This is a genomic window from Streptomyces sp. 7-21 (assembly GCF_016741785.1).
Taxonomy (GTDB): domain Bacteria; phylum Actinomycetota; class Actinomycetes; order Streptomycetales; family Streptomycetaceae; genus Streptomyces.
The window spans coordinates 1-20,301 of record NZ_JAERRL010000014.1 but is presented as its reverse complement, the minus strand read 5'-3'; the positions used below and the strand labels follow the sequence as shown (position 1 = coordinate 20,301).

At 71.4% G+C, this 20,301-nt stretch carries 16 protein-coding genes and 1 CRISPR repeat array; of the genes, 8 read left to right on the top strand and 8 right to left on the bottom strand.

The window, feature by feature from the left end:
• Nucleotides 1-13: 13 nt before the first annotated feature.
• Nucleotides 14-928, bottom strand: a complete 915-nt coding sequence (locus JK356_RS17480) for a phosphatase PAP2 family protein (protein ID WP_201869237.1) — start codon at nucleotides 926-928, stop codon at nucleotides 14-16.
• 143 nt (nucleotides 929-1,071) lie between these two features.
• On the opposite strand from JK356_RS17480, the gene JK356_RS17475 reads away from it, so the two are divergent.
• On the top strand, nucleotides 1,072-1,674 hold the full coding sequence (locus JK356_RS17475; protein ID WP_201869235.1) for a histidine phosphatase family protein: 603 nt from the start codon (nucleotides 1,072-1,074) through the stop codon (nucleotides 1,672-1,674).
• Nucleotides 1,675-1,725: 51 nt separating this feature from the next.
• Here JK356_RS17475 and JK356_RS17470 read toward each other — a convergent pair whose 3' ends face one another.
• Complete coding sequence (locus JK356_RS17470) at nucleotides 1,726-3,084, bottom strand: hypothetical protein (RefSeq protein WP_201869233.1); 1,359 nt, start codon at nucleotides 3,082-3,084, stop codon at nucleotides 1,726-1,728.
• A 238-nt stretch (nucleotides 3,085-3,322) separates the two neighbouring features.
• Between JK356_RS17470 and JK356_RS17465 the strand changes: the two genes are divergently transcribed.
• Together JK356_RS17465 and JK356_RS17460 are read left to right on the top strand one after the other, a co-directional pair.
• Nucleotides 3,323-3,691, top strand: a complete 369-nt coding sequence (locus JK356_RS17465) for a hypothetical protein (RefSeq protein WP_201869231.1) — start codon at nucleotides 3,323-3,325, stop codon at nucleotides 3,689-3,691.
• 56 nt (nucleotides 3,692-3,747) lie between these two features.
• On the top strand, nucleotides 3,748-4,638 hold the full coding sequence (locus JK356_RS17460; RefSeq protein WP_374100671.1) for a spermidine synthase: 891 nt from the start codon (nucleotides 3,748-3,750) through the stop codon (nucleotides 4,636-4,638).
• A gap of 180 nt (nucleotides 4,639-4,818) precedes the next feature.
• On the opposite strand, the gene JK356_RS17455 is transcribed toward JK356_RS17460, so the two are convergent.
• Genes JK356_RS17455 through JK356_RS17440 form a run of 4 tightly spaced genes read right to left on the bottom strand, consistent with a single transcriptional unit; the run spans nucleotide 4,819 to nucleotide 9,526 of the window.
• Complete coding sequence (locus JK356_RS17455) at nucleotides 4,819-6,234, bottom strand: GH1 family beta-glucosidase (protein WP_201869229.1); 1,416 nt, start codon at nucleotides 6,232-6,234, stop codon at nucleotides 4,819-4,821.
• 54 nt (nucleotides 6,235-6,288) lie between these two features.
• The gene (locus JK356_RS17450; RefSeq protein WP_374100668.1) at nucleotides 6,289-7,215 is read right to left on the bottom strand and encodes a carbohydrate ABC transporter permease; all 927 of its coding nucleotides are present in this window, start codon (nucleotides 7,213-7,215) and stop codon (nucleotides 6,289-6,291) included.
• Nucleotides 7,212-8,261 carry a carbohydrate ABC transporter permease gene (locus JK356_RS17445; RefSeq protein WP_201869226.1) on the bottom strand — a complete coding sequence of 350 codons (1,050 nt, stop codon included), beginning with the start codon at nucleotides 8,259-8,261 and terminating at the stop codon, nucleotides 7,212-7,214. The genes JK356_RS17450 and JK356_RS17445 overlap by 4 nt, the downstream gene beginning before the upstream one ends.
• An 11-nt stretch (nucleotides 8,262-8,272) precedes the next feature.
• Nucleotides 8,273-9,526, bottom strand: coding sequence for an ABC transporter substrate-binding protein (locus tag JK356_RS17440; protein ID WP_236671499.1), 1,254 nt, complete (start codon nucleotides 9,524-9,526; stop codon nucleotides 8,273-8,275).
• A 303-nt stretch (nucleotides 9,527-9,829) separates the two neighbouring features.
• Here JK356_RS17440 and JK356_RS17435 point away from each other — a divergent pair, with 303 nt between their 5' ends.
• Nucleotides 9,830-10,870 (top strand): LacI family DNA-binding transcriptional regulator, encoded by a 1,041-nt coding sequence (locus JK356_RS17435; protein ID WP_201869223.1) that lies wholly within the window; start codon nucleotides 9,830-9,832, stop codon nucleotides 10,868-10,870.
• Between the two features lie 180 nt (nucleotides 10,871-11,050).
• On the top strand, nucleotides 11,051-11,926 hold the full coding sequence (locus tag JK356_RS17430) for an SAM-dependent methyltransferase (RefSeq protein ID WP_201869222.1): 876 nt from the start codon (nucleotides 11,051-11,053) through the stop codon (nucleotides 11,924-11,926).
• Between the two features lie 226 nt (nucleotides 11,927-12,152).
• Nucleotides 12,153-12,487: direct repeats of the CRISPR family, unit length 28 nt; unit sequence GGACCATCCCCACGTGCGTGGGGAGCAC.
• 322 nt (nucleotides 12,488-12,809) lie between these two features.
• On the opposite strand, the gene JK356_RS17425 is transcribed toward JK356_RS17430, so the two are convergent.
• On the bottom strand, nucleotides 12,810-14,195 hold the full coding sequence (locus JK356_RS17425; RefSeq protein WP_201869215.1) for a glycoside hydrolase family 6 protein: 1,386 nt from the start codon (nucleotides 14,193-14,195) through the stop codon (nucleotides 12,810-12,812).
• A gap of 553 nt (nucleotides 14,196-14,748) precedes the next feature.
• On the opposite strand from JK356_RS17425, the gene JK356_RS17420 reads away from it, so the two are divergent.
• Nucleotides 14,749-16,803, top strand: a complete 2,055-nt coding sequence (locus JK356_RS17420) for a glycoside hydrolase family 48 protein (RefSeq protein ID WP_307815684.1) — start codon at nucleotides 14,749-14,751, stop codon at nucleotides 16,801-16,803.
• 152 nt (nucleotides 16,804-16,955) lie between these two features.
• Here the strand turns inward: JK356_RS17420 and JK356_RS17415 are convergent, their stop codons facing one another.
• The gene (locus JK356_RS17415) at nucleotides 16,956-17,708 is read right to left on the bottom strand and encodes a hypothetical protein (RefSeq protein ID WP_201869210.1); all 753 of its coding nucleotides are present in this window, start codon (nucleotides 17,706-17,708) and stop codon (nucleotides 16,956-16,958) included.
• A gap of 814 nt (nucleotides 17,709-18,522) precedes the next feature.
• Between JK356_RS17415 and JK356_RS17410 the strand changes: the two genes are divergently transcribed.
• Both JK356_RS17410 and JK356_RS17405 read left to right on the top strand, forming a co-directional pair.
• Entirely contained in the window at nucleotides 18,523-19,347 is an 825-nt protein-coding gene (locus JK356_RS17410; protein ID WP_201869204.1) for an SOS response-associated peptidase, read from the top strand.
• Between the two features lie 317 nt (nucleotides 19,348-19,664).
• A partial coding sequence (locus JK356_RS17405) for a sigma-70 family RNA polymerase sigma factor (RefSeq protein ID WP_201869420.1) occupies nucleotides 19,665-20,301 on the top strand: 637 nt, incomplete at its 3' end.

Below are 20,301 nucleotides of genomic sequence, written 5' to 3'. Positions count from 1 at the left end.
CAGCCTCCCAACGTCAGGGTGGCGGAGCGAGCTCCTCGCGCTCCTCGCGTCTCCCCGGCTGCTTCTCCTTGCTCGGTGTTCCATTCTGCCCGGCCACGCCTACCCGCTCGGTGGGCGTGCCCCGGCGCGGGCCGGCGATGACCACCGGCAGGCTGTCGTGCTCCGTGCCCGGCACGGGCTTGGCCAGGCCCAGGCGCGACTGCACCCGGTGGGACAGCCGCAGGGCCGGGCGGGCCAGCAGCAGCCCGATGGCCATCACCGTGACGCCCGCGAGCGCGTCCAGGAAGTAATGGTTCGCGGTGCCCATCACCACCAGCGCCGTGCTCAGCGGGTACCCCAGCGCCAGGCAGCGCATGAGCGGCGTGCGTGAGCCGTAGTGCCACAGCGCCACGCCGCACCACAGCGACCAGCCCACGTGCAGGCTCGGCATGGCCGCGTGCTGGTTGGTGAAGTCGCCCATGCCGCTCGGGGCGCTGGCGTCGTCCGACCACCAGCCCCAGTTGCTGTACTGGGCGAGGGTGTCGACGAAGCCGTACTGCGGGTCGAGCAGCCGCGGCGGCGTGGTCGGCAGCAGCGTGAAGCCGACCAGGCCGAGCATTGTCGACACCAGCAGCCAGGTGCGCATCAGCCGGTAGTGCAGCGGGCGCCGCCGGAACAGCCAGAACAGGATCGCGGGCGTGACCAGGTAGTGCAGCGACGCGTAGGCGAACGAGGAGGGCACGCCGAGCCACGCCTGCTGGGTGAACAGCTCGTTGAGCGGATGCTCGGCGTTCAGCCACAGCGAGCGTTCCAGCCGCAGGATGGCCAGACCGTTCTCCGCCGCCGTGCTCACGTCGCCCCGGGCCAGTATGCGAGCGAAGGAGTACGCTCCGTATACGACCACGATCAGCAACAGTTCGCTCCACCAGCGTGGCCGGTCTCGGGGCATGCGGTCCTACTCCATGACGTTCGGTCGCGGCTTCCATCCACCGTACGGCGGTCTCCCAGGAAGCAGACGCCGGGGGAGCGCGTTCGGTTGCGCGCTCCCCCGGGCGATGATGGGGCCACATCGACACGCGCGAGAGGAGCCCCATGTCCGGGCGGATTCTGCTGGTCAGGCACGGCATGACGGAGTGGTCGGTCAGCGGGCGGCACACCGGCCGCACCGATGTGCCGCTGCTGGAGGACGGCCGCGCACAGGCCAGAGCGCTGGGCGAGCGGCTCCGCCGCGCCCCCTTCAGCGGCCTGCCCGGCGCCGAGGTGCGCACCAGCCCGCTCTCCCGTGCCCGCGAGACCTGCGAACTGGCCGGGTTCGGCGCCCGGGCACAGGTGTGGGACGCGCTGGCCGAGTGGGACTACGGAGAGGAGGAGGGCCAGACCTCGGCCGAGATCGAACGCCGCCGGGGCCAGGGCTGGTTCATCTGGCGGGACGGCGTCACGGGCGGGGAGAGCCTGGCGGAGCTGTCCGGCCGGGCCGACGAGGTCGTGGCCTGGGCGCGCGGGTGCGCCGGCGACGCGGTGCTGTTCGCGCACGGGCACATACTGCGGGCCGTCGCCGCCCGCTGGCTCGGTGAGGACGTCTCGTTCGCCGCCCGGCTCCGCCTGGACGCCGCCTCCCTGTCGGTGCTCTCCTACGCCTACGGGGAGACGGCGGTGGAGCGCTGGAACGACACGGCCCATCTGGAAGCCGCCTGAGGCATGCCCGCGCCGCGGCCCGGCGTCCGGCCCGGCTGCGGCGCGGGCGGGCTAGACCACGCGCGGCAGGAAGGCGGCGACGGCCGGCTCCTCGCGGTACGGCCGCAGCCGCTCGGCCGTGCCCGCCAGCATCCCGGTGATCCGTGCCGACCGGACCTGTCCGAGCAGGTCGGCCGCCCGGTTCGCCGCCTCGGCGGCCCCCTCCGGCTCGCCCAGGCTGATCAGGTGCCCCGCCAGCTCGGTCGAGTACAGCGCCACGTTGCGGGCGAAGTGCGGGGTCTGGAGGCTGACGGCCCGCCGTGAGCACTCGGCCGCCCTGCCGGGCTCGCCGAGGAGCTCCCAGCCCTTGGCCTCCAGGCTCGCCAGCTCGGCCTCGCCGAAGAACGACAGCCACTCCGGGTCGGCCGGCCGCGCCCCCCGCGCGAACAGCAGGTGCGCCCGGCCGAGCGCCTCCTCGAAGCCGCTGCGGTCCCTCAGCGCTGCCCAGCCCCCGGCTTCGCGCATCGTCAGCAGCGACATCAGCCGGTGCGAGCCCAGCGGCCGGGCGGCCTGCTGCCCGGCCTGGGCCGCCCGCACCGCCTCGCGCGGCGTGCCGCCGTCCCGGGCGAGGAACGCGAGGTTGCAGAAGGCGTGCGCCTCCAGGCCGCTGTCCCCGCACATGCGGGCCGTCGCCAGTGCCTCCAGGTAGTGCGACCGGGCCTCCAGGGGCCGCCGCGAATCGTGCGCCAGCCAGCCGACGGAGATGGCGAGTTCGCCCGTGCCGGTGTGCAGGCTGTCGCTGACAGCGGCGCGCCGGGCGCCGGTGTCGAGCATGGCGTACGCCGACCGCAGCGCCCGCCCGGCCGGGCCGTAGAGGATTTCGGCCCCGTGCCGGTCGTCGAGGACGCGGATCTCGCGCACGGCCTGTCTGACGGCCGCCGCTTCGCGCTCGCCCGGTCTGCCGGCGGACAGTGCCGGCGAGCGCGAGGCGAACGCGGTGGTGGGGGTCCCCAGGGAGATGAGGGATGCCAGGGCGGCGGAACCGCTGGTCATGAAGGCACGGCGCAGCACGTCGCTCTCCTCGGTGTCGTGGGGGTCGGAAGGCAACGGAACGGACCGGGGCCCGGGCCCGGATCCCCGTCTGCGGCCGCGCACCGCCTGCCGGGGCTCGAAACCCATGTCGGTGAGCGTTCGCCCGGGGAACATATGAAGGAATACCCGTTCGTAGGCGTAGTTAGGGCAGCGGATCTCCCCGGCCTCGACCCGTCCGATGTACCGGGCGTCGCACGAGACGTTCTCGCCGATCTCGCGCGCCGCCCTGCGGACCGCCGCCGCGAACTCTCCTGGAGACAGCCGCCCCCTCAGCTCCCGGAAGCGCAGATTCGGGCCGCGTGTGGGCCGCGAAGCAGAGGCGGGTCGTGAGGTCGCCATGCCACGGACGGTACCCAGCCGGAATCAGCCCGTACACCGAGATTTGCGACAAACCCGGACAGAATCTCCGCGATCTGCCATGAACTGCCATCCTTTGCGGCGGTCTTCGGCCGTAGCCGTTGACAGACCACGGCCGTTAACCCACCGGACCCCCCAACGGACAACCCCCAGCGACTACCACAGCGGCGTCCCGGCGGGATCCCCGGGATCCCCGCACGACTTGCGAGGAGGCAACCTGATGGCCCAGACCGCGGACAGCAGCGACCCCAGGTCGTGTGACCTGGTCACCGTACCCGCCCGCGAAGGGCTGGAGGCCGTGGACATCCTGCGGCTGCGCGCCTGCGTCGGCCCCGTGTTCCACGACCGGGACGGCGGCACCCTCGGCTTCATCGTCCCTCCCGGCACGGCCGAGCGGTGGGACCTGCCCGGCAGCGCCTGTGTCCGCACGCTCTTCGGCGACCTCCCGGCCGCCGCGCCGCCAGTCACCGGCAGCGGCTGGCTGGTGCCGCCGGACGGCACCCGCGCGCCGGCCACGGAGCCCGAGCGGCTGCGCGCCGCGCTGCGCGAGGCCAGCCGGACGCTGGCCGTCGTCGACAGCTGCCAGTAAGCCGCACCTGGCCGAGCCTGTACCCGCGCTGCGCGGTCTCGCGGCGGCCGGTCACACTGGAGCGCGTGGCGAAAAGACGAAACGGCCCGGGACGCCGTTCCCGCCGCGGCACGGCGCCCGACTGGCCGCGCGAGCGGGTCGGCGGCGGGCTGGCGGAGCTGATACCGGATCCGGACCACCCGGAGTCGTTCGAGCTGTACCTGGGCGGTGCGCCGCAGTCCCACGTCGACCTGGCCGACCCGACGCGCCTGGCGTACGAGTACCAGCGCCGGCTGGGGCACGTCGCGGACCTCGCCGCGCCGCCCGGCAGCCCGCTGCGCGTGCTGCACCTCGGCGGCGGTGCCCTCACCCTGGCGCGCTACATCGCCGTCACCCGGCCGCGCTCCACGCAGCAGGTGGCCGAGCCCGACGCGGCGCTGACCGCCTTCGTGCGGCGCGAACTGCCGCTGCCGCGCGGCGCGCGCGTGCGCGTCCGCGAGGCCGACGCCCGGGCGCTGCTGGCGAAGCTGCCCGGCGGCTGGGCCGACCTGGTCATCACCGACGTCTTCGCCGACGCCCGCACGCCCGCGCACTGCACCAGCGCCGAGTTCCTCGACGAGGCGCGCCGGGTGCTGGCGCCCGGCGGCTGGTACGCCGCGAACATCACCGACGGCCCGCCGCTGGCGCACCTGCGCCGCCAGGCCGCCACGGCCCTCAGCCGCTTCGCCGAGGTGTGCCTGGCTGCCGAACCGGCGCTGCTGCGGGGCAGGCGCTTCAGCAACGGCGTCCTCGTGGCCGCCGACGGGCCGCTGCCGGTCACGGCGCTGACGCAGCGCTGCGCCCGGGACGAGCGCCCGGCGCGGCTGCTGGCCGGGCCGGACCTGCGGGCCTTCGCGGCGGGCGCCGAGGTCGTCACGGACGCCACGGCGACCGCCTCGCCGCCTCCGCCGGCCGAGCTGTTCACCTAGCGGGCCGCCCGGCGGGAGCGGGGCGGGGCACGAAGACCGGGCACGAAACAGGGCCCCGGACCGGTGCCGAGGGCAGCACCGGTCCGGGGCCTTACGGCGCCCGGCGGCGGTGGTACGTGACGGAACCGCCGGGCGCCGCCACCCCCCTCCGGGGAAGCACGGGGGGTTGGCTGCGGTGGCTCAGGCGGGGACCCGCCCCGAGCCGACGACCTCCGCGTACCACAGCGCGGACGACTTCGGCGTGCGCTGCAGCGTGTCGTAGTCGACATGGACCATGCCGAAGCGCTTGCTGTAGCCGTAGGCCCACTCGAAGTTGTCCATGAGCGACCACAGGAAGTAGCCGCGGACGTCGGCGCCCTGCTCCATCGCCTCGTGGACCGCCTTCAGGTGCCCCTGGACGTAGGCGATCCGCTCCGGGTCGTGCACCGCGCCGGTGTCGTCGGCCTTGTCGTCGAAGGCCGCGCCGTTCTCCGTGATGTACAGCGGGAGGCCCGGCTTCTCGCGGGTGAAGCGGAGCAGCAGGTCGCGCAGGCCGGTGGGGTCGATCGGCCAGCCCATGTCGGTCCGCTCGCCGGGGGCCAGGTGGAACTGGACCCGGTCGTGCGAGCCGACCCACGGCGAGTGCTCGGAGACGCCGTGCCCGTCGTTGCCTGAGACCGGGGCGCCCTCGGTGGCGGCCGAGACGACGGTGGGGTTGTAGTAGTTCAGGCCGAGGTAGTCCAGCGGCTGGTGGATCGTGGCCTCGTCGCCGTCGCGGACGAACGACCAGTCGGAGACCCGCGCCGTGTCCTGCTTGAGGTCCTCGGGGTAGGCGCCGTGCAGCATCGGGTCGGAGAAGATGCGCGTGTGCAGCGCGTCGATCCGGCGCGCGGCGTCGGCGTCCTCGGGCGAGTCCGTCTTCGGACGGATCACACCGGGGTTCAGCGTCACGCCGATCTTGGCGTCCGAGGGCAGGAGGTCGCGCCACGCCCGCACGGCCAGGCCGTGGGCCAGGTTGAGGTGGTGCGCGGCCTTGAGCACCGACTCCGGCTCGGTGCGGCCGGGGGCGTGGACCCCGGAGCCGTAGCCGAGGAAGGCGGAGCAGAAGGGCTCGTTCACCGTCGCCCACATCTTCACGCGGTCACCGAGCGCCTCGGCGACGATGCCCGCGTACTCGGCGAACCGCTCGCTGGTCTCGCGGGCTGGCCAGCCGCCCGCGTCCTCCAGCTCCTGCGGCAGGTCCCAGTGGTAGAGGGTCAGGGCGGGGGTGATGCCCTTCTCCAGCAGGCCGTCCACGAGCTCCCGGTAGAAGTCCAGGCCGCGCTGGACGGCGGGGCCCCGGCCGGTGGGCTGGACGCGGGACCACGAGACCGAGAACCGGTAGGCCCGCAGCTTCAGGCGCGCCATCAGCTCGATGTCCTCGCGGAACCGGTGGTAGTGGTCGCAGGCCACGTCTCCGGTGTGGCCGGCGTGCACCTTGCCGGGGGTGTGGCTGAAGGTGTCCCAGATGGAGGGGGTCCGGCCCCCTTCCCGTGCCGCGCCCTCGATCTGGTAGGCGGCGGTCGCGGCGCCCCACAGGAAGTCCGGCGGAAACACCCGGGGTTCGTTTTCAGTCATGGAAGCGCTCCCATTTAGGCTCCTAGAAAGGTAACGGACTGTGCGCGGGGGCGGTTAGCCCTTGACCGCTCCGTGCATGATGCCGCCCACGATCTGCCGGCCGAACAGCACGAACGCGAGCAGCAGCGGAAGCGTCGCGATCACGGCACCGGCCATGATCGCGCCCTGCTCGGGCACGTAGCCCTGGCCGATAGCCGTCAGTGCCACCTGCATCGTGGGGTTGTTCTGGGACAGCACGATGATCGGCCAGAAGAACTCGTTCCAGGCCATCACGAACGTCAGCATCCCCAGCACGGCCATGGCGGGCCGGGCGGCGGGGAAGACGACGTGCCACACCAGACGCAGGCTGTGCGCCCCGTCGACGCGCGCCGCCTCGATCAGCTCGGTCGGCAGCGCCTGGAGCAGGTACTGCCGCATGAAGAACACGCCGAAGGCGCTGACCATCATCGGGAGGATGACCGCCTGGAGGTGGTCGGTCCAGCCCAGGTCCGCGATGTACATGAACAGCGGGACCACGGTCAGCTGCGGCGGGACCATCATGGTGCCGATCACCAGCAGCATCAGGACATTCTTGGCGCGGAACCTGAGCTTGGCGAACGCGAACCCGGCCAGGGTCGCGAACAGCACGGTTGTGAACGTGATCATGGAGGCCACGAACACGGTGTTGACCAGCGCCTTGCCCATGTTGGCGTTGTTCCACGCCAGTTCCCAGTTGTGGCCGAGCCGGTCGCCGAACCAGAACGGCGGCGGGTTGCTGGCCAGGCGGGCGTTGTCGTGGGAGGACGCGATGAACGCCCATACCAGCGGGAAGAGCGATCCCACGGTGAAGATCCCGAGGATCAGGTAGGTCAGCCAGCCGCCGTGCATGTGGCGCCCGGGCGTGCCCGCCTTGCGGTCGCGGCGCCGCGGGGGGCGGGTCTGCGGGGGCGTCGTGTCCGCCGTGACGGCCTCGGACCGCGCGGTCGTCGTGGTCGCCATCATGACTCCTCGCCGTTGCTCCGGCTCACCCAGCGAGTGAGCGCCCAGTAGATCAGGCCGATGACGATGAGCAGCATGAACATCGTCCAGGCGATGGCGGCGGCCCGGCCGAGGTGGAGGTTGGTCCAGCCGATCTCGTACATGTACAGACCCAGGGTCTGGTACTGGCCGGAGGCGCCGCCGTCCGGCTTGCCCTCGCCGAAGAGCAGCGGCTCACCGAACAGCTGGGTCGCGCCGATGGTCGACACCACGATCGTGAAGAGGATCGTGGGCCGCAGCGCCGGAATGGTGACGTGCCAGAACTGCTGCCAGCGGTTGGCGCCGTCGAGGGACGCCGACTCGTACAGGTCGTCGGGCACGGCCTGCATGGCGGCGAGGTAGATGAGCGTGTTGTACCCGGTCCAGCGCCAGATGACGATGGACGACACCGCGAACTGCGAGGTCCAGGTGCCGGACTCCCAGTCGATGTTGTCGATGCCGACGAAGCCCAGCGCCCAGTTGATCATGCCGTAGTCGCGGCCGAACAGCATGACGAAGACGATCGCCGCGGCGGCCACGGACGTGGCGTACGGCGCCAGGATGGCCACCCGGAAGAACATGCTGCCGCGCAGCTTGTAGTTGAGCAGATGGGCCAGGCCGATGGCCATCGCCAGCTGCGGCACCGTCGACATGATGCCGATGGTGAAGGTGTTGCGGAAGGCGTTCCAGAAGAACTGGTCGTCCCACAGCCGGCTGAAGTTGTCGAAGCCCACCCACGTCATCTCGTCCGTGTTGATGGCCGAGACCTCGTGGAGCGCGGCCCATCCGGTGTACAGAAGCGGGAAGAGCCCGAAAAGGCCGAAGAAGATGAAGAACGGCGCGATGAAGCCGTACGGGCTGTACTTCATGTCCCAGCGGTAGCGGCGGGAGCGCCACGTGGACGGGCTCTTCGCCGCCTTGCCGCGGCCAGGGGACTGCCCGGATTCCTGGCCGCTGGGACTCTTGTTCAGGCGCGGGGCCGCGCCCCCCGGAGAGCCGGGAGGCGCGGCCGCCTGGTGCTCGGTCGTCATGTCTGTTCCGCTCACTCCGCCAGTGCGTTCTCGAGTTCGCTGAGGACGTTGTCCCAGGCCTGGTCGGGGGACACGCCCTGGCGCTCGATCTGGACGAGCCCGTTGGTGAACTGCTCCTGGATCGTCTGGTCACGCGGGCCGATAGCGGCGTCCGGGATCTGGCCGGCCGCCTCGGAGAAGATCTCGCCGGTCGGCGCGTCCTGGAAGTACGGGTTGGTGGCGTCGCGCACCTCGGGCATCTCCGCGGCCTCAGCCGAGCTGGGGAACATGCTCCGCTCGGTGAACAGGCGGGCCTGCTGCTCGGGGGCGGTCAGCCACGCGGCCAGCTCGGCGGCCTCCTCCTTGTGCTCGGAGGCCTCGGGGACGCCGATGAACGAGCCACCCCAGTTGGAGGTCTGCGGCGCGGTGGTCACGTTCCAGCGGCCCTCACCCCGCTCGCCGGACGTCTCCTGGATGAAGTTGAGCATCCAGGCGGGGCACACGATGCTGGCGAAGTCACCGTTGGCGACCGCGCGGTTCCACTCGTCCGAGAACTGCTGCAGCTGGGCGCTCATGCCCTCGGTGGTGGCGACGCGGCTGCTGAGCTCCCAGGCGTCCTGGACGGCCGGGCTGGTCTCGTAGATGTACTCGCCGTCGGCGTTGTAGAACCGCTCCTCGTAGCCGTAGACGACGGCGTTGAAGACACCGCCGGCCGAGTCGGTGAAGGTGGTGCCCTCGGGCGCGTTCTCGGCGTACTGCTCACCGAGGTCGACGTAGGCACCCCAGTCGCCTTCCCACGCGGCCGCCAGCTCCTCGGGGTCGGAGGGCAGACCCGCCTGCTCGAAGAGCTCGGGCTGGTAGCAGACCGCCATCGGGCCGATGTCCGTGCCCAGACCGATCAGCCGGCCGTCCTCGGTCGTCGCCTGCGTGACCTTCCAGTCCTGGAAATGGTCGACATCGACGCCATACTCGTTGAAGTCGATCCAGCGGGGGTTCAGGTCCCCGGTCATCTCGGCGATGTTGCCGACCTCGATGGCCTGGATGTCCGCAAGCCCGCTGTTCTGGGTCAGCCGGTTCCGCAGCTGCCTGATGTAATCCGCGTTCTCGGCGACGGAGGACTGCTCGATGGTGATGTTGGGGTGCAGCCGCTCGTACTCTTCGTACAGTCCGGCCTCCTCAAAGCCGAACTGCCCGAAGACAGCGACGTTGAGCGTGATCTGGCCGTCGCCGCCGTTGTCATCGCTGCCGCAGGCCGCGAGCAGCCCGGTGGCCAGCGTCGCGGTCATGGCGAGGGCAGCTGATCTGCGGAGCTTTCGGCGTGCTGAGGGGGAAATGCGGAAGCTGTCGCGCATAACGTGGTCGTCCTCCTGGCGCACTGAACGTTGCCTTCCCAGCCGGGTGGTGCGACACGTGGGGGGATGGGCCTGGGCTCGGAACGTACGGGTTCTGTAGGGTTTGTGCTGTGTGGGAGCGCTCCCAGATGTGATGAGTTGAAGGGTTCCTGAGCCTACGACGGGTGTCAAGACGTCAAACATCACGGGTCGGCATCCGTGATGTAGTTGAGCCGTACGGCAGATACGGGAGGAAAGATGGCAGGAGTGGCAGGGCGCGGGGCCGGCCGCGATGGGAGACCAACTCTTGAACAAGTCGCGGCCCGGGCGGGGGTGGGCCGGGGCACGGTGTCCCGGGTAATCAACGGTTCGCCCCGCGTGAGCGACCGTACCCGTGCCGCGGTCCAGCAGGCCATCGCCGATCTCGGCTACGTGCCGCACCGGGCCGCCCGTGCCCTGGCAGCGAACCGGTCCGACGCCATCGCCCTCGTCGTGCCCGAGCCGGAGCACCGGCTGTTCGCCGAGCCGTTCTTCTCGGGCATCATCCGGGGGGTCAGTGCCGAACTCGCGGACACCGACATCCAGCTGCTGCTGACCCTGATCCGCACCCCCAAGGAACGGGCGCGCTTCGCCCAGTACGCGGCCTCGCACCGTGTGGACGGTGTCCTGCTGATCTCCGTCCACGGCGACGACCCGCTGCCCGATCAGCTGTCCGAAGCGGGCATCCCGGTGGTGATGACCGGGCGCCGTTCCGCCGACGAGCGCGTGCCGTACGTGGACTGTGACAACACCGGGGGCGCCCAGCTCGCCGTCGAGCACCTGCTGGGCCGTGGCCGCACCACGGTTGCCACGATCACCGGGCCCGCCGACATGTACGTCGCCCAGTGCCGCCTGGCCGGCTACCGGGAGGCGATGCGCGCGGCCGGGCGCGAGGACAGCGACGAGCTGATCGCGCGCGGCGACTTCACGGAGGAGAGCGGCTACAGCGCCATGAAGGAGCTGCTGCGGCGGCGGCCCAGCCTGGACGCGGTCTTCTGCGCCTCCGACCTGATGGCGGTCGGGGCCCGGCGCGCCCTGCGCGAGCAGGGCCGGACGGTGCCGGAGGACGTGGCGCTCGTCGGCTTCGAGGACTCGCCGCTGGCGCGCCACCTCGACCCGCCGCTGACCTCGGTCAGCCAGCCGACGGAGGGCATGGGCCGCGCCATGACGCGGTCGCTGCTGTCCGAGATCAGCAACGGGGGAGAGGAACGCCCGCAGCTAGTGCTGCCGACCGAACTGGTCCGCCGGCCCTCGTCCTGATCCCGCCGGGCTTCGTCAACTGCCCCTTATGGCGGGGTACTTCGGGGGCGCGAGGCCCTGGCCGGCGACGGGGCCCGCGCCCGGAGGGCGGGGTGCTCTCCGGTGTGCGCGCTGTGCCACACTGCGGCTTCCGAGACGAGTCACATGCCCCGAGGGGCAAGGGACGAAGGGAGCTGGGTGATGCCCGGATTAACAGGCGGCGACGCGGCGGAGCAGCCCGAGGACTGGGCCTGGTCGCGCCCCGGCCTGGAGGAAGAGGAGACCGCCCCGCCCGGCGTCGACACCTCCAAGCCGAGCATCGCGCGCGTGTACGACGCGGCGATCGGCGGCCGGGACAACTACGCGGTGGACCGCGCCGTTGTCGAGGAGCTGCGGAAGATCTCTCCGGAGGCGATGGAGGCCGGGAAGATCAACCGTGCCTTCCTGATCCGCAGCGTGCGGTACCTGGCGGAGCAGGGTATCGACCAGTTCCTGGACCTCGGTTCCGGCCTGCCTACGGCGCAGAACACGCACCAGGTCGCGCAGTCCGTCAACCCGCAGGCCCGCGTGGTCTACGTCGACAACGACCCGATCGTCTACGCACATGGCCAGGCGATTCTGGCCAAGAACGCTCACACCCGTGTCATCACGGCCGACTTCCTCGACTACGACGGAGTGCTGACACACCCGGAGGTCGAGGGGTTCCTCGACCTCTCCCGGCCAATCGGGCTGGTCATGCTGGCGGTCATCCACCACGTCCTCGATGAGGAGGACCCCCGCGGCCTCGTCGCCGCCTACCGTGACCGCGTCGCGCCCGGCAGCTACCTGACGCTCTCGCACGTCACCAACGCCTTCCCCGAGACCCGGGAGCTGGAGAGCGTCATGGTGAAGGCGCTGGGGCGCGGCCAGATGCGGGACCGCGAGGAGATCACCGCGTTCTTCGACGGCTTCAGCCTCGTCGAGCCGGGCATCGTTGCCCTGCCGTACTGGCGGCCCGACGAACCAGTGGCGGAGCCGCTGGGGCACGCCGGTCTCCTGGCGCTCGGCGGCGTTGGCCGCAAACCGCTCGACGCCTGAGGGCGGGGCGGCCGTCCGTTCAAGACGTGAAGGCGCGGGGGCGCTGTTGCCCCGCGCCCAGTGCCGCGAGCCGCGCACGTTCCCACGGCCGCCCACGCGCTGTCGCGGGACGGGTTCCGGTGGCTGCCTGCCCGGTGCCGCAACGTCGGGCACGCGGGGAGGAGCACGCCGGCCGGGCCCGCCCCGCGACCGCATGCGGCAGCACCGTCCGCCCGGCCGCAGGGGCACGGACCATCCCCACGTCCGTGGGGAGCACGGCGTGGCGCAGGCATATAGATGAGCAGCGGCGGGACCATCCCCACGTGCGTGGGGAGCACGCAGCCCCGTAGGCTCGATGACCTTCTTCACCGGGACCATCCCCACGTGCGTGGGGAGCACCCGCATCCTCCCCTGTACTCGCCACGTGAGGACGGACCATCCCCACGTGCGTGGGGAGCACGCCGCCGTGGACGCCGACCACTCCGAAGCGCGGGGACCATCCCCACGTGCGTGGGGAGCACCAGCAGACACCCAACACCCTGACCCGAGAGGAAGGACCATCCCCACGTGCGTGGGGAGCACACTTGATGACCTGCGGTTTCGCGGGCGGGGTGCCGGGTTTTCGAGGAGTGCCACGTGTTCTGGGCGAGGGGTCATGAGGGTATCGTGTCGGCCCTTCACGCGTGCCGCTCACCACAGGTCCTCGGGCGGTCTGTGTGCGCGGATACAAGGGACGGCATGTGTGTTCGCCCGCTGCGCAGTTGGCGGTCCTGTCGCCTGAAAACGCCACCCGCCCCCGGCGCCGGTGGCGCCGGGGGCGGGGGCGGGAGATGCTCTCATGTACTGAGGCGCTCAGCTGCGGAGGCGCTCAGTCGTTCCTGGTGGCTGGAGGGAACGCTGTCCGTCACAGGGGCGGGTAGGCGTTGGCCAGCAGCTCCTGGAACTGCTCCGAGAACCAGTGACCGGAGATCGGCGCGTCCGGGAGGGCACCGGACGGGTTGTTGCCGTTCCGCACGTTGCCCTGGTACTCCGGGTCGCACATCTCGTCGAAGCCCTTGCCCTCGTCGTTCGGGATCTCCTCGCTGGAGCCGTCCGACTCCCCCGGCGGCTTGATCCAGACGTAGGCGTCCACCCCGGCGACGGGAGAGGCCTGCGGACGCTCACCGAGGCCGGCACCGGCCTGGTTGCACCAGTTACCGACGTGGATGCGGCGGTCGACGCGGCTGCCGTCCACGTACTCGTCCACGCTGGTCTGCGGACCCGGGCCGTCAGGCCGGTCGGGGCCGCCCCAGCCGTTACGCGAGGTGTCGATGATCAGGCCCAGGTCGGACGGGAAGCCCACGCTCACCATCTCGTCGCGCAGCGCGAGGCCGAACGACTGGTTGTCCACGTACTGGTTCCAGTCCACCCAGCTCGACTCGCGGACGGAGGTGCCGTTCACGGTGTCGTCGATGCTGTAGTTGGGCTCGACCGTCGGGCCGTAGTTGGCGACGTTCACGGCGATGCCGGCGACGTCCTCCGGCGTGGCGTCACCGTGGTTGGCCGTCTCGTAGAACAGCTCCGCGGTGGGGCGGAAGTTGTTGTCCCAGCCGAGCCAGCCGTAGTGGCCCGCGTCCAGGTAGTTGTAGACGTTGTCGAACTGGCCGAGCTGCGACAGCGCGTAGGCGACGCCCTCGACGTAGTTGCCGTTCTGCAGCATCTCGTCGCACTCGGGCGTGGCGGTCTCGCGGCTGCCGACGTTCGTGATGAGGTTCGGCAGCGAGTCGATCTCGATGATCGGGACGATCCGGAGGTTCTCGACCGTCGAGTACTGCGACACGATCTCGGTGATCGGGTCGATGAACTCGCTCTTGTAGCGGTCGATCTCGTCCGGCCCCAGCTCACCGTTGGAGGCCAGCGCGGCGCAGTCGCGGCCGGGCAGGTTGTAGACGACGAACTGGAAGACGACCGTCTCCGACTCGGCCTGGGCGGCCGCGGCCTCGAGGTGCTCCTGGAGGCCCATGGTCTCGTCGTCGCCCTCGATGGCGGCGATCCGGTCCAGCCACACGGCGGTGGACTCGTTGGCGACGGCGTCACCGCCCGGCTCGCTCGCGGCGTTCTCGGACCAGTCGGGGTTCACGTACATCGTGGCGCCCTCGAACGGGTTGTCCACCCGCTGGAGGGTGCTCGCCTCGTCCGCGCTGGCCATGCTCAGCGTGCCCGTGGCGATCGCACACGCGCCGATGGCAGCGGCCGCGATCTTCGCGGACCGCCTCAGCCGGCGGTGTTGTGGGGGGTTCGTGCGGCTCATTGCAGTCCTTCCTCCAGAAGGGTGCGCATGTCTGCTCGTTGCAAGCGGTCGCGGGCCGGAAGGGCGTGCCGGGAAGACCGGGCGGCTCTCGGGTCTGCCCCGGCATCCGGCGCACGGCCGGCCGCAGGCTCCAGCGGTCTCATCGGGCCCAGCGCTGGCGTGCGCATGTCACGCCGAACGCGGCGGTGGGGCCGCGTTCGGGAACCGCACAGCGCGGGGGCCCGGCGAGTGCGCGGGCTGTGGCGGTCGTATGGGCGGATGTGGGGATGCATACGCGGAGCGACTCCGGTCGTCGGGGCGCGCCGTCCTGGACGCCTGACGCTTTGGGACCGCTCCCACTGGTTGAAGGGACCGTAGGCCACAACTCCCCCTCCCGCCAAGGGGGCGTTCAAGAAATCATCGCTGACCTGCCTCGAAGTGTTCCGTTGTGTCAAGGGGGTTGACGTATCGATGACGTTGCTTCGATTCTTGGGAGCGCTCCCACTGGTTTCCGTGTGCACGTCATGTGCGCAGCACTGCCTCTTGACCCCCCATGAAGCCGCCTGGAGGCGTTATGCGGATCCACCGTGGATCGTCCGACGTGAACTCACACAGAGCCAAGTCCAGCGTTTCCCGGCGTGCCGTGCTCGCCGGCTCCGCGGCTCTGACTCTGCCGGTCTCCCTCAAGCTCGCCTCCACGGCTCAGGGAGACACCCCGAACGCCAGTGGGCCGAGCCTGCGCCAGGCCGAGGACCAGTTCCTTGAGCTGTACAACAAGATCAAGGACCCGGCCAGCGGTTACTTCTCGCCCGAGGGCATCCCGTACCACTCCGTCGAGACCCTCATGGTCGAGGCTCCCGACCACGGGCACGAGACGACGTCCGAGGCGTACTCGTACCTGATCTGGCTGGAGGCGCTGTACGGCCGGATCACCGGCGACTGGGGCCCCTTCAACGAGGCCTGGGGAATCATGGAGCAGTACATGATCCCCTCGTCGGAGCAGCAGCCCACCAACAGCTTCTACGACCCGAACTCTCCCGCCACCTACGCGCCGGAGTACAACGAGCCGTCGTCGTACCCGTCGGCGCTCAACCCCGACGTCCCGGTGGGTGAGGACCCGCTCGCGGACGAGCTGGCCGCCACCTACGGCACCGACGACATCTACGGCATGCACTGGCTGCAGGACGTGGACAACGTCTACGGCTACGGTGACGGGCCCACGTTCATCAACACCTACCAGCGCGGCCCGCAGGAGTCCGTCTTCGAGACCGTGCCGCACCCGTCGATCGAGGACTTCTCCTACGGCGGGCCCAACGGGTTCCTCGACCTGTTCACGCAGGACGCCTCCTACGCGCAGCAGTGGCGCTACACCAACGCCCCCGACGCCGACGCCCGCGCCGTGCAGGCGGCCTACTGGGCCCAGCAGTGGGCGACCGAGCAGGGCAACGCGGACGCCGTCGCCGAGACCGTGGCCAAGGCGTCGCGGATGGGCGACTACCTGCGCTACGCGATGTACGACAAGTACTTCAAGCAGGTCGGTGAGTGCGTCGGCGCCGACAGCTGCTCGCCCGGCAGCGGCAAGAGCAGCGCGCACTACCTGCTGTCCTGGTACTACGCCTGGGGCGGCGCGCTTGACACCAGCGCGGGCTGGGCCTGGCGCATCGGCTCCAGCCACTGCCACTTCGGCTACCAGAACCCGATGGCCGCCTACGCCCTCTCCAGCCAGGGCCCCCTGACGCCGCAGTCGCCCAGTGCGGGCCAGGACTGGGACACCAGCCTCCAGCGGCAGCTCGAGTTCTACCGCTGGCTCCAGTCCGCCGAGGGCGCCATCGCCGGCGGCGCCACGAACAGCTGGGAGGGCGCGTACGGCGAGCCGCCGTCCGGTACCCCGACGTTCTACGGGATGTACTACGACTGGCAGCCCGTCTACCACGACCCGCCGTCCAACAACTGGTTCGGCTTCCAGGCCTGGTCGATGCAGCGCGTGGCCGAGCTGTACTACGTGACCGGCAACGAGCTCGCCGGGGAGATCCTGGACAAGTGGGTGCCGTGGGTGCTCAGCGAGATCACCACCGGCTCCGACTACCAGATCCCCTCGACGCTGGAGTGGTCGGGCGCCCCCGACACCTGGGACCCGGACAACCCCGGCTCCAACGACGGCCTGCACGTCTCGGTCGTCAACTACTCGCAGGACGTGGGCATCACCGGGTCGCTCGCCAACACCCTGGCCTTCTACGCGGCTGCCACCGGCAACACGGAGGCGCAGGAGGCGGCGGCCGGGCTGATCGAGAGCCTGCTGGCGCACACCGACGACATCGGCATCGCGGTGCCGGAGCCGAGGGATGCGTACAACCGCCTGGCCGACGAGGTCTACATCCCGGACGGCTGGAGCGGCACGATGCCCAATGGCGACGTCATCGAGCCGGGCGCCACGTTCGACTCGATCCGCTCCTTCCTGCACGACGACCCGGACTGGCCGCGGGTGCAGGAGTACATCGACGGCGGCGAGGTGCCGGAGTTCGTCTACCACCGTTTCTGGGCGCAGGCGGACGTCGCCATCGCCATCGGCGTCTACGCCATGCTCTTCGGCAACGGCAACGGCAACGGCAACGGCGGCGGCGAGGAGTAAACAAGGAAAGAAGCGCACGGACCAACGCGCCCCTGCGCTGACAGCGCGTCACGTCTCCGAGGGCCCCGGTCGACTAGCCCCAGCCGGGGCCCTCGGCTGTGCCCGGGTGCCGCCGCGTCAGAACGCCCGCGGCGCCGGCACCAGCGGATCACTCACCAGCAGATAAAGAGGAAGCAGCCGCCGTCGTCGTCTTCGTCGTCGTCCCCGTCGCCCTCCTCGTCGGTGGGGTCGGGGGACGGCGATTCGCTGCTGTCGTCCGACGGATCGGGCTCGGGCTCGTCTCCGTCGTCGCCCGGCTCGCTCGGCGATCCGGAGCCGGTATCGCGCCCCTGGCCGGGCTCGCCGGAGTCCTCGGGGCTCGACGGGGCCTCTTCCACCCTGCCGCTGCCCTCGGCGGTCGGCTGGTCGCTGCCGGCATCCGGCTCGTTCCGGCCGGTCTCGGTGCCGCCCGCGGGCGCGTCGCCGCCGTCGCCGGCGGGGTCCTGGCCCTCGCCGTCCGGAGCGGAGGGAGCGTCGGTCATCCCGGGGCCGTCCGTCTCCTCGGCCTCGCTGGGTGATCCGGCGTCCGTCTCGGGCGTCGCCGGCGGGGCAGCGGCCTCGGTCTCCTGCTCCGAGCCGGCCGGTTCGCTCGACGGCATGACCACCTCGCCGACCTCCGCTACCGCGAGCCCCAGCAGGGCCAGGCCAAGGACCCCGGCGATCGCGTAACGGGGGCCGCGGCGGCGCCGGGCCGCGTGGCGGCGGGGGGCACGGGAGCCCGGAGGCGGGGCGGGGGATTCGTCGTCCGGCTCATCCGTGAGCGCGGCGAGCACGGGCAGCTGGCTGGTGGCAGCGGGATGGGCGCCGTCCTCGTCGTCCTCCCGGGGGCGGCGGGGGCGCGGCACGCGGTCGGCCTCGCCGGGCATGGGGGAGGCGCCCGGCGCCTGCGCTGGCGTGGGGAGGGAGTCTTCGGCCGGGGCACCGGAGTCCGCGCGCCGGGCCTCACTCGTTCTGGGAAACGCTGCCAGCTCACCGCAATCCGGGCATATCAGCCTGCCGTTGAGAGAGCGTCGGCAGGTGGTGCAGTAGTCCACGGCTCGGTCCCCGTCTCTCTTGCGATGGACATGCAGTGGCGAACACCATAGCGGCGCCCGGGTGTTCGAAAACGGTGTGCCCGTCGCTCCCCGTATCGGGCCGGGTCGCGCGCGTGGTTGAGCGTGCCGCGGCCCCGGAACGACGGGCCGTTCCGGGGCCGCGGGGTGAGCGGCGGGGCTAGGCGCCGCTCACCGGTCCAGGGACCCGCTCTATTCGAACAGGTCGCGTGTGCGGCCGGGGTGCCGGTGGGGCCGCCCCGGGGCTTCGGGATGCGGCAACGACCCCCGGGACCTGCTCTTTCCCCGCGTGGGCAGGCGCGGTGAGGTGCTGGGGAACGGGGCGGAGCCGGAGCGGGTGCGGACCGGCCCGGGTGCGGTGTTCCCGCGCCGCCCGACGGGGGCGGCGGCGCGACACCAGGCCGCCGGTGAAAAAGCGGTAAGAAATCAGTGGGAGCGCTCCCGAGAATGTGGCCAAGCCGGGTGCGCGTCAAGGGGGGCGGCGCGTGCACGTGCGGATGCCGTGAACGGTGTGTATGCCCCGTGTGCGGTCTCCGTGATTCCGTCGCGCCGTCCGCACGCGCGGCGGCCGCCCGCCCGGGAGCGGGCCGGGGACGGTCGTCAGTGGCGGCCGGTACGCTCCGTAGGCATGTGCGGAAGGTATGCGGCCAGCCGCTCACCCGAGGACCTGGCCACGCTCTTCGGTGTGGAGCGCTGGGACACCGCCCAGCGCCTCCCCGCCGACTGGAACGTCGCGCCCACCAAAGAGGTCTACGTGGTGCTCGACCGTCCGCTGAAGGAGCCCGGGGCGGGTCCCGAGCCCGTCCGGCAGCTGCGGGCGCTGCGCTGGGGCCTGGTGCCCTCGTGGGCTCAGTCTCCCGCCTCCGCCGCCCGGATGATCAACGCGCGCGCCGAGACCGTGCACGAGAAGCCCGCCTACCGCAGGCCGTTCGCCGCGCGCCGCTGCCTGGTCCCGGCCGACGGCTACTACGAGTGGATGACCGGCAGGCAGGAGCGGGCCGAGGAGGAGAAGGGGAAGCGCAAGCGGCCCCGCAAGCAGCCGTACTTCGTCACGCCCGCCGACGGCTCGGTCATGGCCATGGCCGGGCTGTACGAGTTCTGGCGCGACCCGGGCCTGCCGTCCGACCACCCGCGCGCCTGGTGGGCGACGTGCACCATCGTGACCACCGAGGCGGAGACGACGCCGCTGGCGGGCGGGAGCGCGGGTGAGGACGGGCCCGGCTGCCTCGCCGACATCCACCCCCGGATGCCGCTGGCGCTGCCGCCGGAGCGCTGGGACGCCTGGCTGGACCCGGCCCGGACGGACCCGGAGGCGATACGCCCGCTGCTCGCCCCGCCCCCGCCGGGCACGTTCCGTGCCTATCCGGTCACCACGGACGTCAGCGACGTGCGGAACAACGGCCCCGAGCTGGTCCGCGAGCTGCCCGGGCCGGAGCGGGCGGCCCTGTTCTGACGCCGCCGTGTCCCAGATCACCTCCGGCCGGGAATGCCCTGTGGCGTACCGGTGTTGACACAGTCGAGCGCCGCCGACGCGGTGATCGATTCGTGTGAGAGAGGGAGACCGCCCCCATGGGTTCGACCGCTTGCCCCACGCGCCCCGCCTCCGCCTCCCCAGCCGTGCTCCTGCCCGCCCCGCGGGCCGCGGAGATCGACTGGGCGACGCTGCGGCTGGCCGCCGAGCGCGGCTCCCAGACAGCGGCAGGGGCTGCCCGTCGTCTATCCTCCGAAGCGAGTGGGCCCCTCGACGGGTTCACCGCCACGAGGGAGGAGGTGGGTCCCGTCACCGGCACAGACGAGGGCACGCAGGACGAGACCACGCGGGCGGACGGCGCCGAGACCGAAGCCGAGCGGAACGCCCGTTTCGAGCGTGATGCCCTCGGTTACCTGGACCAGATGTACTCCGCCGCCCTGCGGATGACGAGGAACCCCGCGGACGCCGAGGATCTCGTGCAGGAGACCTACGCCAAGGCGTACGGCTCCTTCCACCAGTTCCGCCAGGGCACGAACCTCAAGGCGTGGATGTACCGCATCCTCACCAACACCTTCATCAACTCCTACCGCAAGAAGCAGCGGGAGCCGCAGCGCAGCGCGGCGGAGGAGATCGAGGACTGGCAGCTCGCGCGGGCCGAGTCGCACATGTCGACTGGCCTGCGGTCCGCCGAGTCCCAGGCGCTCGACCACCTCCCGGACTCGGACGTGAAGGAGGCCCTGCAGGCGATCCCCGAGGAGTTCCGCATCGCGGTGTATCTCGCGGACGTCGAGGGCTTTGCCTACAAGGAGATCGCCGACATCATGGGTACCCCCATCGGCACGGTGATGTCCCGGCTGCACCGCGGCCGCCGCCAGCTGCGCGACATGCTGGCCGACTACGCGCGCGAGCGCGGGCTCGTCCCCGCCGGGGCACAGA

What these genes read in the sequence shown, in the direction of transcription:
- JK356_RS17480 (WP_201869237.1), bottom strand. Translation starts at nt 928, where the DNA reads ATGCCCCGAGACCGGCCACGCTGGTGGAGCGAACTGTTGCTGATCGTG.
- JK356_RS17475 (WP_201869235.1), top strand. Translation starts at nt 1,072, where the DNA reads ATGTCCGGGCGGATTCTGCTGGTCAGGCACGGCATGACGGAGTGGTCG.
- JK356_RS17470 (WP_201869233.1), bottom strand. Translation starts at nt 3,084, where the DNA reads ATGGCGACCTCACGACCCGCCTCTGCTTCGCGGCCCACACGCGGCCCG.
- JK356_RS17465 (WP_201869231.1), top strand. Translation starts at nt 3,323, where the DNA reads ATGGCCCAGACCGCGGACAGCAGCGACCCCAGGTCGTGTGACCTGGTC.
- JK356_RS17455 (WP_201869229.1), bottom strand. Translation starts at nt 6,234, where the DNA reads ATGACTGAAAACGAACCCCGGGTGTTTCCGCCGGACTTCCTGTGGGGC.
- JK356_RS17450 (WP_374100668.1), bottom strand. Translation starts at nt 7,215, where the DNA reads ATGATGGCGACCACGACGACCGCGCGGTCCGAGGCCGTCACGGCGGAC.
- JK356_RS17445 (WP_201869226.1), bottom strand. Translation starts at nt 8,261, where the DNA reads ATGACGACCGAGCACCAGGCGGCCGCGCCTCCCGGCTCTCCGGGGGGC.
- JK356_RS17440 (WP_236671499.1), bottom strand. Translation starts at nt 9,526, where the DNA reads ATGACCGCGACGCTGGCCACCGGGCTGCTCGCGGCCTGCGGCAGCGAT.
- JK356_RS17435 (WP_201869223.1), top strand. Translation starts at nt 9,830, where the DNA reads ATGGCAGGAGTGGCAGGGCGCGGGGCCGGCCGCGATGGGAGACCAACT.
- JK356_RS17430 (WP_201869222.1), top strand. Translation starts at nt 11,051, where the DNA reads ATGCCCGGATTAACAGGCGGCGACGCGGCGGAGCAGCCCGAGGACTGG.
- JK356_RS17425 (WP_201869215.1), bottom strand. Translation starts at nt 14,195, where the DNA reads ATGAGCCGCACGAACCCCCCACAACACCGCCGGCTGAGGCGGTCCGCG.
- JK356_RS17420 (WP_307815684.1), top strand. Translation starts at nt 14,749, where the DNA reads ATGCGGATCCACCGTGGATCGTCCGACGTGAACTCACACAGAGCCAAG.
- JK356_RS17415 (WP_201869210.1), bottom strand. Translation starts at nt 17,708, where the DNA reads ATGCCCGGCGAGGCCGACCGCGTGCCGCGCCCCCGCCGCCCCCGGGAG.
- JK356_RS17410 (WP_201869204.1), top strand. Translation starts at nt 18,523, where the DNA reads ATGTGCGGAAGGTATGCGGCCAGCCGCTCACCCGAGGACCTGGCCACG.